Here is a 13,802-nt window from a genome sequence, read left to right on the forward strand (position 1 = left end):
AAGGCCTTTCGCCGGCAAGCCGGGCTCGCTCCCTGTAGGAGCGAGCTCGCTCGCGATGGTCTCAAAGGCAACACGTTTATCCAGAATAAACGCGTCATCGTTAACGTCCATCGCGAGCAATCGAGCGTCGACCGGCTGCTCCTACAGTTTCCTTAACTGACTGGCATTACCCAATACGATCGCCCTTTTTCTTGCCCCGCATTTACACGATCAAGCCAGATCCACCAACACGATTTCACTGTCCTCGATCGCTGTCACCCGCAACACCTGCTCATCACTCACCGCCACCCCGTCTCGAGCTTGTGCACGCAAACCATTGATTTCAATGACACCAGTCGCCGGTACCAGATAGGCGCGCCGGCCATTGTCCAGACGATATTCCGCGGACTCGCCAGCCTTCAGGTTGGCGGCCACCAGTCGGGCATCGGCTCGAATCCGCAGGCTCTGATCATCGCCGGACTTGCCGCTGGCCAGGGTCACGAAACCTTCGCGCTGAGCTTTCGGGAACGGCTTGGCGCCCCAGGAAGGCGCCAGTCCGGACTCATTCGGAATGATCCAGATCTGGAAGATCCTGGTCTCGTTCGCTTCCAGGTTGTACTCGCTGTGGGCGATTCCGGTACCGGCGCTCATGACCTGAACGTCGCCCGCTTCGGTACGACCCTGGTTGCCCAGATTGTCCTGGTGGGTAATTGCACCTTCACGGACATAGGTGATGATCTCCATGTCCCGGTGCGGGTGTTGCGGGAAACCCGTACCGGGTGCAATCACGTCATCGTTCCATACCCGCAGGTTGCCCCAGTTCATGCGGTTCGAATCGTGGTACTCGGCGAACGAAAAGTGGTGGTGGGCATCCAACCAGCCGTGGTGGGCGCCGCCCAGGGCGTTGAAGGGTCTGAGTTCAAGCATGATCGTCTCCGTAACGGGTGGTTGATGACGAGCATCATCTGACAGCGACTGATCGATAAAAAGCGTAAAAATTGCCTCAATACAATCGAATTAGCCGATGATTAAAAGCGTCTACCCGTTCTCACCCAGCCTTCACTTATGCGCATAAGCCGATGACCTGTAAGCATTTCACTAGAACTGAAGGGCAAATACGGACACCATAGTCCTCAACAGCCTCACACCCTGGAGTCAGTCCGCGTGCCGCAACACACCCCCGATCTTCCTCCTGAACTTCTTCCCCTGGCCGAGATGCCATTGCTCAAGCGTCTGGCAGCGCGGTTTTTCGGCCATGGCCTGACCCGGCTGCGCGCGCAACATCGCGCTTCCTGGCTGCATGGCCAGGCGGACGGCTTTCGCAGCGGGCATAGCGCCGGCGTCGATTACGGCTATAAGGAAGGCAAGCTGGAAGGGCTCGAGGAGGGCCGCCAGGTATTGCTGATCCGCGATTCACGCTCCACCGAGCACCGTCCACCTGCTGTCGATGACAATCTGTTCGACGACTGGCGCCTGCCGTTGAGTGTCGAGTTAAAGAAGCGCATGAAGGCTGACGTCGCCCGACTGTTGCCGCCTTACGCCCAGCCCAGCACCGCACAGTGGAAGATGATTTTCAGCGACACCCCCTCGACCTCGGTGGTTGCCGGGGCGGGCGCGGGCAAGTCGACTACGCTGGTGTTGCGGATTTTGCTTTTGAGCCACTATCTGGGCTTCGAGTTGAGCTCGATGACGGTGGTGACCTTTACCCGTGAGTCGCGCAAGGACTTCATCAACAAGCTGGTGGAACTGTTTGCGCTCTGGGGGCGGGCGCTGAGTCTCAAGGAGGCGCGGGATCTGGTGCGCACTTTTCACTCCCGCATCCTGCCAATGGTTCGCAGCCTGCCGGGTTTCGAGCGCCTGCAAGCCTTTGAAAACCTCAGCCACCGCTTACAAACGGGCGATGAGGAGGTCGACAGCAATCCTTTCGACCTGCGCATCAACGACGCCCAGCGCCAGCAACTCAACGCCTGCTATCACAGCCTGCATACCCGCGATGAACGTTTTCGTGAACTGATCAAGCCTTTGTCGCGTCACGCCTTGCAACTCAAGGAACTTGAACGGGATCACCCGGACGTGCAAAAACGCATGGCCGTGACCGAACTGGCGGCCAAGCGTGATGAAGAGCTGTGCGACGTGATCGAAGATTTATGGTTTCGCGCCGGTGCCTGGCCGATCAAGGGCATCGAGCCCAATCGCCAGACGTTCGAGATCAATGGCGCCACCTTCCATTGTCACGGCTATATTCCAAGCCTGGACGCCTGGGTGGTGCTGGGATTCGATCCACGGGAAAACCCCCAGGTCAGCCGTCCGAACGCCAAGCTTTCCGTGCGCGCGGAGTGGGCGGTAAAGCGCACCCTGTTTCAAGCTTTCTGTCGTAAGCCATTGATATGGCTTGATAGTTACGAGTCTTCAAAACGTGTGTTGGCATCGCTTGCAGGGGATGCGAGCGCCGGGCCTGGCTTCGATTACAAGGTCAAGGGCGAGCTTGCTTCGGCACCCTTGCTGGACTGTTTCGTGGCGGCGGCGGGTTTTATCGAGAATCTGGGCCTGGATGTTCCCGGCGCCGTGGGGCAGATGAGTTTTCCCAAGGACGATCCGGACCGGTTTTTCTTCGAGGCCTTGAGCCTGTACTGGCGAGCGCTGGAAGATCATCTCCTGGACCAGAAACCCCCGGTGATGACTTACAACCGGATGTTCGCCTTGTTCAGCGAGCATTCGCCGGAAAATCTGAAACTGTTGAGCGATGAGCTGTTGCGGCCGATGTCGCACCTGATGATCGATGAATTCCAGGATGTTTCGCCGCAAATCGTCTCCTGGATTCGCGCCAGCCTGGCCGAAATTCGCAGTCGCGGGCCAGCCATGCATGTGGGACGTGGTGCGCAACGTTCGTCGTTGCTCTGTGTCGGCGATGACTGGCAGTCCATCTATGGCTGGCGCGGCAGTTCGCCGACCTATTTCATGGAGTTCAGCAAGCAATTCCCGTCACCGGACACGACCAGGGTCATGCTCAGCGACAACTACCGCAGCCACCAGCACATCATCGATGCCGCCGAACATATCGTGCGGGCCGCGCCGGCGATCGCGGGCAAGAAGGCCAAGGCCAGTGGCGAGCCGAAGGCATTGCTGCCGGTCAATGTGCTGGATCGGGATGATCAAGGGATGGCCGCACGCTTGATGGAACACTATAAACAGGGTGATTCAATCTTAATGCTTTATCGAAAAAGCAGCGATAAGGCGTTGATAGAACAGCATATTCAGCCAATAGTTAATGTAGATTCCAGCTTGCCCTATGGAGCACGGCGGCTGAAACAATTGACCTACCATAGTGCCAAGGGGCTGCAGGCGGACGCGGTGTTTCTGTTGGGAGATTGTCAGCACCTGACCAGTTCACCCTACAAGAACCAGGTCTATCGCATGGCGGGTCTGGGCAAGGCAGGCGACAGTGAAGCCTATGACAATGCGCAGAAAGACGAAATCCTGCGCCTGGCTTATGTCGGCATCACTCGGGCGGTGAGTCATTGTTACTGGTATGTCGATGGTCAGGACACCCAGGCGGCCAACATGCCCAAGGCCTCCGACCGGATCGGCAAGGGCAAGGCATTCTTCGTCGATCACCGGCAGGGCAAGACGGTGGCGTGAACCTCAAAAGCGGCAGCTCCAGGTGTACGCACCCCCTGTAATTGGAGCTGGCTTGCCAGCGCAAGCGTCAGGTCAGGCGCCTTCATCATCGGCCGTGCGGGCGTCTTCGCTGGCAAGCCAGCTCCTACAGGAGTTGCTGCTGCCAGCCTTGCGAAAGTCTTCGCTGCGGGCGGCGATCCGACAAGCCAGTTCGTTGAGCGTATTTCCCTGTAGTAGCTGCTGCAGGCTGCGATCTTTTGATCTTGCCCCACAAAAAAGCCCACATGATGATGTGGGCTTTTGTAGATTAGTCAGCTTTCAGGCATAACTCCTTAATGCCATCGGTGGAATAAAAGCCTCGAGCTCATCCTCCACCGCTTCGATAATTCGCTCTACATCCGCCGCATTCATGACCGTCGCGCAGGGAATACCGGCGATGGCGATCATGGTTTCGCCACTCGCACGGTCAAACAGACGGGCAATCATACTGCCCGGCGCATCCATGCTCGCCTCGAAACCCATGGGATGAAAATGCCAGCGCATCAGCTGGCAGGCATTTGGAAAGGTGACTTTGTTATAAAACCCTTTGTTCATGTGTAGCCCGCCTTCTTCATCGAGCGCTTCCGTTAGCTCACGTTAGGAGGGAAGAGCCTTCATTGGCTCAACCGGTGACTGCCATTAAAAGTAGCATCTGCATGTGAAAATACTGTGGATTTCTCAGGCCGTTTAGCGATTGGTTCAGTTTTTTTTGACGCAAGTCACTCTTGGCTGGTTTTTTCGGTCAAGGTCACTATGGATTGGTCATTGTCGCCGAGGTGGAATTTCGGCAAGCTCGGCTTTTTTCCTCGAGTCGCTTATGCATGCCGATGATGATGGTCCGTTGCAAACCCAGGCTACGGGCGAGACGGTGATGCGTTACCACCTGCGCTGGAAACACCGGGATCTGGACGGTGTCATGGCGCTGTTTCAGGCGCCACGCCGCCGCTGCGCATCGACGAACTGGCCTTTGCCGCCGGCTTCAATTCACTGTCGGCGTTCTACAAATGCTTCCGTCAGCACACCGGCCTCTCGCCCAAGGCCTATGCCAAACAAATTTCTTTGCGTGCACGCGCGCAAGACATCCTCTAGCTCCACGCAATAGGATCGACGCCATCGAAGTTTGAGTGGCGGAGTCTGGCATGTCGGCGTGGCGCACTATCAGTTTGTGGATGGATCAACTCGACGAGCCCTTGTTGGCGCGTCCGGCACTGGAACGGGATCTGGACGTCGACGTGGCGATCATTGGCGCGGGGTACACCGGCCTCTGGACCGCGTATTACCTCAAGCGCCAGGCGCCCGAGCTGAACATTGCCATCGTCGAAGCGCAGACCGCCGGCTTTGGCGCCTCGGGCCGCAATGGCGGCTGGTTGATGGGGAACCTGTTGGGCGAGGATCGCTTGCTGGCCGACCTGTCGTCCGAACAGCGCCGGGCCTCGTTTGATCTGTTGCACGGCATCGCGGAAGAAGTGGCGATTGTCCTCGAACGCGAAGGCATCGACTGCGATTACCGTAAAGGCGGAGCCTTGTATTGTGCCGCCCGTTATCCGGAGCAGGAAACCAGCCTGCGCCATTATCTGGACGGGCTGTACCGCCAGGGTCTTACCGAAAGCGATTATCGCTGGCTCAGCCCCGAGCAGTTGGCGCAACAGGTCCGGATCGCCAAACCTTACGGGGGGATCTACGCACCGCACGTCGCGACCCTTCACCCGGCCAGGCTGGTGCGGGGGCTGGCCCGGACAGTCGAGCGCATGGGCGTGGCAATCTACGAGAACAGCCCGGTCACCCACTGGCAGTCAGGTGGCCTGCGCACGGCGAAAGCCGGGGTTCGCTGCCATTGGATCGTGCCGGCGGTGGAAGGCTACGCGGTCACGCTGCCGCCGTTGGGACGCTATCAGTTGCCGGTGCAAAGCTTGATCGTCGCCACTGAACCGCTGTGCGCGGCGACCTGGGATGAAATCGGCCTGAGTCGCGGCCAGGCCTTCAGCGAAAGCAGCCGTCAGGTCACCTATGGCCAGCGCACGGCAGACAACCGCCTGGTGTTCGGCGCGCGCGGCGGTTATCAGTTCGCCGGCAAACTGCGCCACGACTTTGACCTGACCCACAGCGAGGTCGAGTTACGGCGCTATCTGTTCGGCGAACTCTTCCCTCAACTCAAGAGCGTGCGAATCACCCATGCCTGGGGCGGCAATCTGGGCATGTCCCGGCGTTTCCAGCCGCACATGCTCTGTGACCACACGAGCGGCGTTGCCTTGTCCGGTGGTTACGGCGGGGAGGGGGTGGGTGCCAGCAACCTTGGCGGGCGGACGCTGGCCGACCTGATTCTGCAACGGGACAGCGAACTGGTGCGCCAGCCGTGGGTCATCCCCCAGGGCGGTCTCGAGGCGCTCAAGGCCTGGGAGCCGGAACCCTGCCGCTGGCTCGGTTACAACGCGATCATCCGCAGCTTCGTCCACGAAGACCAGACCCTGGCCAACCCGGCCACCGCGCCGTGGCGGCGCAAGCTCGCCAGCGGCGTGGCGGGTTTCATGGAAGGTTTCATGCAGTAAACCGCGCGCTCTTCATCTATATAGGCTTTATCGACAGGTACCCCCATGGGCATTACTCAATTCAAGAACACCGCAACCCTGAAGCTGGACGAGTCGAACCCGGTCGCCGTGCCATTGCGCACACCGGTGGCGGTGGCCTCGACCACCAGTGTCGAACGATTCCCAAGGAAGGCTCCGCAATCTGGTTCGACATGGTCGCCATGCCTGTTGATGCTCCGGATGAAAAGGCCGGTTATGCCTTCATGAACTACCTGTTGCGGCCGGACGTCATGGCCGGCATCAGTAACCATGTGCGTTATGCCAACGGTAACCGACAGGCTGACAGCCTGATCGACCCGGTTATCAAGAATGACACCAAGGTCTACCCGAGCCCGGAGATGATGGGGAAATTGTTTGCGCTGGAGGCGATGCCGCTGAATGTCGACCGGGTTCGCACGCGGGTGTGGAACAAGATCCGGTCGGGGAGCTGACGAACACGTCGCCTGATGCACAGCCTTCGCCGGCAAGCCGGCTCCTACAGGGTTCAGCGTTGACCACAAGCCATCGGTACGCAGCTGATCGTGTAGGAGCGAGCTTGCTCGCGATGGACGTTAACGATAACGCTGGATGCCTGGCACCCCGCGGTGTTCTCAGGTTCTTCGCGAGCAAGCTCGCTCCTAAAGGGACCCAATCAACGCCGATCCAGCCACACCGTCTGGGCATTGCAGAACTCGCGGACGCCGAAATGTGACAGCTCCCGGCCAAAGCCGCTTTTCTTCACGCCGCCAAAGGTCACCCGCGGATCGCTGGCACAGTAGCCATTGATGAACACGCCGCCGGTTTCCAGTTCGCCGGCCATCTGCTGGGCCAACTCGACATTGCGCGTGTAGATGGTCGAAGCCAGTCCGAACTCGCTGTCGTTGGCCAGCGCCAGGGCATGGGCGGCGTCTCGTGCGGTGATGATCGAAGCGACCGGGCCGAACAGTTCCTGCTTGAACGAGGTCATCTGGTCGGTGACATCAGCGAGTACCGTGGGCTCGTAAAAGTTGCCAGGACCTTCGGCCTTCTTGCCGCCCAGCAGCAAGGTCGCGCCGTCTTCCAGTGTGTCACGGACTTGTTGATCCAGTTCATCACGCAGATCAAAACGGGCCATGGGACCGATATAGGTTTCGGCGGCCAGTGGATCGCCGACGACCAGCTGACGGGTGGCTTCGACGAACTTGCGTGTGAACTCCTCGACGATGTCCTGCTCGACGATCAGGCGCTTGGCTGCCGCGCAGACTTGCCCGGTATTCTGGTAACGGCCAATGACGGCGGCTTTGACTGCTTCGTCCAGGTCGGCGTCGTTGAGCACGATGAACGGATCCGAGCCGCCCAGTTCCAGCACGCACTTCTTCATGGCTGCACCGGACTGGGCGCCGATGGCCATGCCGGCGCGCACGCTGCCGGTGAGGGTCACCGCGGCGATGCGTGGGTCGGCGATGGCCGTGGAGACACCGTCCGGCGTGACATTGATCACCTCGAACACACCTTCCGGGAAGTTCGCGCGCTGCAAGACATCATGCAGCAAGTAGGCCGATCCCATTACGTTTGGCGCATGCTTGAGAACGTAGGTGTTGCCGGCGATCAAGGCTGGCACCGCACCGCGCAGCACTTGCCAGATCGGGAAGTTCCACGGCATCACTGCGAGAATCGGACCCAGCGGTCGATACTCGATGCGCGCCTTTGCGCCTTCGACCAGCGTCGGCTCGGCGGTCAGCATGGCCGGGCCGTGTTCGGCATACCATTCACACAGCTGTGCGCACTTTTCGATTTCGCCGCGGGCCTGGGTGACGGGCTTGCCCATCTCCATGGTGATCATGTTCGCCATCGAGGCGGCGTTGTCGCGCAGTGCCCGGGCGAGTACCACCAGCGCCTGGGCACGTTGCTCGACCGGTGTACGGCGCCAGATCGAGAATCCGGCAGCGGCGCGGGCGAGGGCGGCGTCCAGGTCCGATGCGGATTCGAACGGGTACTGGCCGATCCGCTCGCCGTTGGCGGGGTTGATCGAAATGGCATGGGTGACGCTGGAAACCTGGGTCATGGCACCGTCCTGCTGGGTGGGTATAAGCTCAGATTAAGGTGGCGGCGCAATTCTGGAAACTGAATAATACTGAGCATATCGTTCACGTTTGGAGAATGACTTGGATCTGGTACAGCTCGAGATTTTCAAAGCCGTGGCCGAGCACGGCAGTATCAGCGTGGCCGCCCAGCACATTCACCGGGTGCCTTCGAATCTGACGACGCGGATCAAGCAGCTGGAGTTGGACCTGGGCGTGGACCTGTTTATCCGCGAGAAGAGCCGTCTGCGACTGTCTCCAGCCGGGTGGAGTTTTCTCGACTACGCGCGGCGCATCCTTGATTTGGTCCAGGAAGCCCGTGCCACCGTGGCGGGCGAGGAGCCGCAAGGCTCGTTCCCTCTGGGTTCGCTGGAAAGCACCGCCGCGGTACGCATTCCCGAGTTACTGGCCGCCTATAACCAGCGCTACGCCAAGGTTGAGCTGGATCTGTCCACGGGACCTTCCGGGACCATGATCGACGGCGTGCTGTCGGGCCGGCTGGCCGCCGCTTTTGTCGACGGTCCGGTGTTGCACCCGGCCCTGGAAGGGGTGCCCGCGTTCGAAGAAGAGATGGTGCTTATCGCGCCGCTGAACCATGGCCCCATTCTTCGTGCACAGGACGTCAATGGCGAGAGCATTTATGCCTTCCGCTCCAACTGTTCCTATCGGCATCACTTCGAAAGCTGGTTCGCCAGGGACGCCGCGGTGCCCGGGCGGATTTTCGAGATGGAGTCCTATCACGGGATGCTGGCTTGCGTCAGCGCCGGAGCCGGCCTGGCGCTGATGCCCCGCAGCATGCTCGAGAGCATGCCGGGGTGCGCCACGGTGAGTGTCTGGCCGTTGTCGGAATCGTTCCGGTTCCTGCGCACCTGGCTGGTGTGGCGCCGGGGCACCGTGTCGCAAAGCCTGACCATGTTCGTGCGCCTGCTGGAAGAGCGAGGGGTGGTACGGGAAGCGGGATAAAAATGGAGTCCCAACTCACTGTATGGGCTGTATACCCCCCTGTCGGCCACATCGTCGAAATGTCAGGACACCCCGATCCAGTGTGAGAGCGGGCTTGCTCGCGAAGAACGATGACGCGGTCTTCAGTCTTCCTTGCGCACGTTAGCCACTTCAGCTGCCCTGACCTTCACCTTCGCCCCGGAGATATCTTCAAACTCGTAGAAACCGTCCTTGGTCTTGGTGTCCGGCATGTCCTTGGTCAAATACTGGGTGCCGTTCTGCAAGGTCACCACCGTTGGCGTCGAGCAACCGGCCGTGGCCAGCAAGGCCACCACTGCCAAGGGCAAACCCAGAGTCTTCATCTTCATACCCACCTCCCATCCTTTAAAAACAATGCGGCTATCTTGATCGAGCCTGATCGGCACTGTACCTCTAACGCGGTTGGTGCGATGGATTGGCAGAAAGTTCGATCGACCATAAAAAACAGTCCGATTGGCCGCCGCCTATCCTTTTCCATTTGCACCGCACAGGGCGTAGCTGGTATCTGTACGCATAACCAGTACCCGCTCGCCATGGCCCTTTTTACCTGTGACCGCAAATCCCCTCGACGACCCGTTCTACTACCTGAACAACTTTATGCAAGTGCTTGATTGGCTTGAGCATCGCTATGCCGATGTGTTGAGTGTAGAGGAGCAGCGGTTCATCGGCGATTTTTACCAGCTGCCCCGGCCATCCAGGGCGCTGCTGGTGCGGATGGTGATGCGCAGGGGCATACATTTCCGGGCGAGCAAGCTGCAGTACGCCGAGATCGGCAACACCGCGAGCGCTGCCGGCCCGTTGCTGGCGCTGGGCTGGATCGACGAGCACGCGCCGCTGTCGATTGAAGATCTGTTCGAGGTGTTGCTCAAAGCGGAAATCCTCCAGTGTCTTGGCACGGCCATCGATCAGCCCAAGGGCAAGAAATCCGATTGGCTGCCGGCATTGAGCGAACAGTTTCCCGAATCCCGGTGTTTCAGCCGGTGGTGCGTGCCATTGGATGACCGACTGTTCAGCCTGACCATCATGGGGCTATGCGATCGCCTGCGCCTGATGTTCTTCGGCAATCTTTACCAGGACTGGTCGGAGTTCGTGCTGGCTGACCTGGGCATCTTTACCTACGAAAAAGTCGAGTTCTGCGCCGACTCCCGAGGCTTGCGCAGCCGCGAGGACGTGAACGCCTGCGTGTTCCTGCATGACTGTCAGCAGCGTTTCGAAGCGGGCGAAGCGTTGGCGGGCATTGTCGAGCAGGTCAACGGACTGGCGCTGGGCAATCCCTGGCTGCAACGCCGTCGCGACAAACTGTTGTTCAAGATGGGTCAATATTGCGAACGCACCGCCGATTTCGCCACGGCCCTGAGCATCTACCGCGAATGCGCCTGGCCCGGCGCGCGGTTGCGCCTGATCCGCGTACTGGAGCGCTGCGGCGAGTATCAGCTGGCGCTGGAGCTGGCCAGCCAGGCCGGGCAATCCGCGCAAAGCGCCGCCGAACAGCAGCACTTGCTGCGGGTATTGCCCCGCCTGAGGCGCAAGCTCGGCGGGCCGCCCATCAAACGTGCGTCCCGCCGGGACATGCTGCGCCTGGACCTGCAACTGCCCAGGACCGATCCGGCGTTGTCGGTGGAGTATCACGTCCAGGCACACCTGGCACAGGCGTCGGCACCGGTGCATTACGTGGAGAACAGCCTGATCAACTCGCTGTTCGGGCTGCTGTGCTGGCCGGCGATCTTTGCGCCCTTGCCGGGAGCATTTTTTCACCCGTTCCAGCGGGGGCCGGTGGACCTGCTCAATGAAGATTTCCATCTGCGCCGGGCCGACCTGTTCCAGGCCTGCCTGGCCGAACTCGAGGACGGACGTTATCGCCAGACCATCCGGGACCGTTATGCCGCCAAGTGGGGCGTGCAATCGCCGTTCGTGTTCTGGGGCGTATTGAGCGAGGAGTTGCTCGACCAGGCCCTCGATTGCCTGCCCGCCGACCACCTCAAGCACTGGTTCCAACGTTTGCTGCTGGACATCAAGGCCAACCGCGCGGGCATGCCGGACCTGATCCAGTTCTGGCCGCAAGACAAGACCTACCGCATGATCGAAGTCAAAGGCCCCGGCGATCGCCTGCAGGACAACCAGTTGCGCTGGCTGGAATTCTGCCATGAGCACCAGATGCCGATTGCTGTCTGCTATGTGCAATGGGCGGAGCAGAGCGCGTGAGCTACAGCATCGCGGTGCGTGCGTTGTGCGAGTTCACCGCCAAGGTCGGCGACCTCGACCTGCGCTTCACCCCATCGCCGACGGCACTGGAAGGCATCGTCGGGCATCGTACCGTGGCGTCCCGGCGCAGTGAGGGTTACCAGAGTGAAGTCGCGCTCGAAGGCCAGTATCAAACGTTGACGGTAAAGGGCAGGGCGGATGGCTACGACCCTGGGCAAAATTGCCTCGAAGAGGTCAAGACCTATCGCGGCGATTTGAGCAAGCAGCCCGCCAACCACCGTCAACTGCACTGGGCGCAGGCAAAGATCTACGGCTGGTTGATGTGCCAGAAGCTGGACTTGACCGGGATTAACCTGGCGCTGGTGTACTTCGACATCGTCAGCGAAAAGGAAACCTGCCTGGTGGAGGTCTTCGGCGCGCCGGAGCTGGAAATGTTTTTCCAACACCACTGCCGGCTGTTCCTGCATTGGGCCGAGCAGGAAATGGCCCACCGCGAAGCACGTAATCGCGGGGCGCAGCAACTGGCGTTTCCCCATGCCGACTTTCGTCCGGGGCAGCGTCATCTGGCTGAATCGGTGTTCAAGGCGGTCAGTACCGGTCGCTGCCTGATGGCCCAGGCGCCCACCGGGATCGGCAAGACCGTCGGCACCTTGTTTCCGATGCTCAAGGCCCTGGCGCCGCAGCAACTGGACAAGGTGTTCTTCCTGACCGCGAAAACCCCGGGACGCAAGCTGGCGCTGGACGCCGCGCAAGTCATTCTCGACAGTGCCAAAGCGCCACCCCTGCGGGTGCTGGAAATGATTGCCCGGGACAAGGCTTGCGAGCATCCGGACAAAGCCTGTCACGGTGAATCCTGCCCGTTGGCCCAAGGGTTCTATGACCGATTGCCCGCTGCGCGCCAGGCCGCCAGCGAGTTGACCCTGCTGAACCAGAGTGCCTTGCGCGAGGTGGCGCTGGAACATGACGTTTGCCCGTATTACCTGAGCCAGGAAATGGCGCGCTGGGCCGATGTGGTGGTCGCCGACTACAACTACTATTTCGATTTTAGCGCGCTGCTGTTCGGGCTGGCCCAGGCCAACAACTGGAAAGTCGCGGTGCTGGTGGACGAAGCGCATAACCTGGTGGAGCGGGGGCGGCAAATGTACAGTGCCAGTCTCGACCAATCGACCCTCAACGCGGTGCGCAAAATCGCCCCGCCAGCGCTCAAGACCGCCTTGCAGCGGGTCAACCGGCAGTGGAATGCCCTGCATGACCTGCAACTTGGCGCCTATCAGGCGTATGACAAGGCACCGGAAAAATTGCTGCAGGCCCTGTCCTCCTGCAGTGCGAGCATCGGCGATTACCTGAACGATCATCCTCAAGGCGTGGACAGCGCCTTGCAAGGTTTTTACTTCGACATGCTGCAGTTTTGCCGGGTCGCCGAACTGTTCGATGAGCAGTTCCTGTTCGACATCAGCAAGCGCGACCTCGAGCGCAAGAAAAATCTTTCGCAGTTGTGCCTGCGCAACGTGGTGCCCGCCAGCTTCATCCGCCCGCGCCTGACGGCGGCGCGCAGCAGCGTGTTGTTTTCCGCGACCCTGAGCCCGCGGCACTACTACGCCGATTTGTTGGGCACACCGGCGAACACGGTGTGGATCGATGTTGAATCACCTTTTCACGCCGACCAGTTGCAAGTGCACATCGTCAGCCGGATCTCCACCCGCTTCGTTCATCGCCAGTCGTCCCTGGCACCGATTGTCGAACTGATTGCCGGGCAGTTCAGCCAGCGCCCCGGCAACTACCTGGCGTTTTTCAGCAGCTTCGATTATTTGCAGCAAGTGGCGCAGTTGTTGGCGCAAAGACATCCCCATATCAACCTGTGGGTGCAGTCCCGGGGCATGGCGGAAAGGCAGCGCCAGGATTTTCTCGATCAGTTCACCGCCGACAGTCAGGGCATCGGTTTCGCCGTGCTGGGCGGGGCGTTTGGCGAAGGTATCGACTTGCCCGGCGCGCGCCTGATCGGTGCATTCATCGCCACCCTCGGGCTGGCGCAACTCAACCCGGTCAATGAGCAATTGAAGCATCGCATGGCCGCGATTTTCGGCGCCGGGTATGACTACACGTACCTGTTCCCCGGGGTGCAGAAAGTGGTTCAGGCGGCGGGTCGGGTCATTCGCACCCAGCAGGATCAAGGGGTCGTCATGCTGATCGATGACCGGTTTGGCGAGAGCAAGGTCAGGCAATTGCTGCCGAGTTGGTGGACGGTTGCGCCAACGAATCTTCACGTTGTCGAGTAGGAATTTTCGCTTTAAAAACATTGATATACGTTGAAATACTCAACCATTTGATCAAGCGAGGAATGTGCGCTTTAGTCATGGAG

The 13,802-nt window shown here is 60.1% G+C and carries 9 protein-coding genes and 3 pseudogenes; 8 read left to right on the plus strand and 4 right to left on the minus strand.

What is annotated here, in order from left to right; genetic code table 11:
• Positions 1 to 210: 210 nt before the first annotated feature.
• Positions 211 to 906, minus strand: coding sequence for a pirin family protein (locus tag J2W17_RS04075; RefSeq protein ID WP_307329640.1), 696 nt, complete (start codon positions 904 to 906; stop codon positions 211 to 213).
• A gap of 237 nt (positions 907 to 1,143) precedes the next feature.
• Here J2W17_RS04075 and J2W17_RS04080 point away from each other — a divergent pair, with 237 nt between their 5' ends.
• A complete protein-coding gene (locus J2W17_RS04080; protein ID WP_307329644.1) occupies positions 1,144 to 3,618 on the plus strand; it encodes a UvrD-helicase domain-containing protein in 2,475 nt (824 codons plus the stop codon).
• A 297-nt stretch (positions 3,619 to 3,915) separates the two neighbouring features.
• On the opposite strand, the gene J2W17_RS04085 is transcribed toward J2W17_RS04080, so the two are convergent.
• Complete coding sequence (locus J2W17_RS04085; RefSeq protein ID WP_064677649.1) at positions 3,916 to 4,191, minus strand: DUF1652 domain-containing protein; 276 nt, start codon at positions 4,189 to 4,191, stop codon at positions 3,916 to 3,918.
• A 366-nt stretch (positions 4,192 to 4,557) separates the two neighbouring features.
• Here J2W17_RS04085 and J2W17_RS31050 point away from each other — a divergent pair.
• The 4 genes and pseudogenes from J2W17_RS31050 to J2W17_RS04105 all read left to right on the plus strand — a co-directional run.
• Positions 4,558 to 4,725 (plus strand): annotated as a pseudogene (locus J2W17_RS31050) (helix-turn-helix domain-containing protein); the annotation flags it as partial.
• Between the two features lie 50 nt (positions 4,726 to 4,775).
• Positions 4,776 to 6,182, plus strand: coding sequence for an NAD(P)/FAD-dependent oxidoreductase (locus J2W17_RS04095; protein ID WP_307329654.1), 1,407 nt, complete (start codon positions 4,776 to 4,778; stop codon positions 6,180 to 6,182).
• A gap of 45 nt (positions 6,183 to 6,227) precedes the next feature.
• Positions 6,228 to 6,341, plus strand: a pseudogene (locus J2W17_RS04100) (cupin domain-containing protein); the annotation flags it as partial.
• Positions 6,341 to 6,652: pseudogene (locus J2W17_RS04105) on the plus strand (spermidine/putrescine ABC transporter substrate-binding protein PotF); the annotation flags it as partial. The pseudogenes J2W17_RS04100 and J2W17_RS04105, both read left to right, overlap by 1 nt.
• Positions 6,653 to 6,852: 200 nt before the next feature.
• Here the strand turns inward: J2W17_RS04105 and J2W17_RS04110 are convergent.
• Positions 6,853 to 8,244, minus strand: a complete 1,392-nt coding sequence (locus tag J2W17_RS04110) for an aldehyde dehydrogenase family protein (protein WP_307329657.1) — start codon at positions 8,242 to 8,244, stop codon at positions 6,853 to 6,855.
• A gap of 100 nt (positions 8,245 to 8,344) precedes the next feature.
• On the opposite strand from J2W17_RS04110, the gene ptrR reads away from it, so the two are divergent.
• On the plus strand, positions 8,345 to 9,223 hold the full coding sequence (gene ptrR / locus J2W17_RS04115; protein ID WP_307329660.1) for a putrescine utilization regulator PtrR: 879 nt from the start codon (positions 8,345 to 8,347) through the stop codon (positions 9,221 to 9,223).
• A gap of 122 nt (positions 9,224 to 9,345) precedes the next feature.
• Here ptrR and J2W17_RS04120 read toward each other — a convergent pair whose 3' ends face one another.
• Positions 9,346 to 9,570, minus strand: a complete 225-nt coding sequence (locus tag J2W17_RS04120) for a YgdI/YgdR family lipoprotein (RefSeq protein WP_307329663.1) — start codon at positions 9,568 to 9,570, stop codon at positions 9,346 to 9,348.
• 220 nt (positions 9,571 to 9,790) lie between these two features.
• On the opposite strand from J2W17_RS04120, the gene J2W17_RS04125 reads away from it, so the two are divergent.
• Both J2W17_RS04125 and J2W17_RS04130 read left to right on the plus strand, forming a co-directional pair.
• A complete protein-coding gene (locus tag J2W17_RS04125) occupies positions 9,791 to 11,443 on the plus strand; it encodes a VRR-NUC domain-containing protein (RefSeq protein ID WP_373459955.1) in 1,653 nt (550 codons plus the stop codon).
• Positions 11,440 to 13,719 carry an ATP-dependent DNA helicase gene (locus tag J2W17_RS04130; protein ID WP_307329666.1) on the plus strand — a complete coding sequence of 760 codons (2,280 nt, stop codon included), beginning with the start codon at positions 11,440 to 11,442 and terminating at the stop codon, positions 13,717 to 13,719. The genes J2W17_RS04125 and J2W17_RS04130 overlap by 4 nt, the downstream gene beginning before the upstream one ends.
• Positions 13,720 to 13,802 lie beyond the last annotated feature (83 nt).

Origin of the sequence: Pseudomonas lini (genome assembly GCF_030812475.1) — a bacterium.
Classification (GTDB): Bacteria; Pseudomonadota; Gammaproteobacteria; order Pseudomonadales; family Pseudomonadaceae; genus Aquipseudomonas; species Aquipseudomonas lini_A.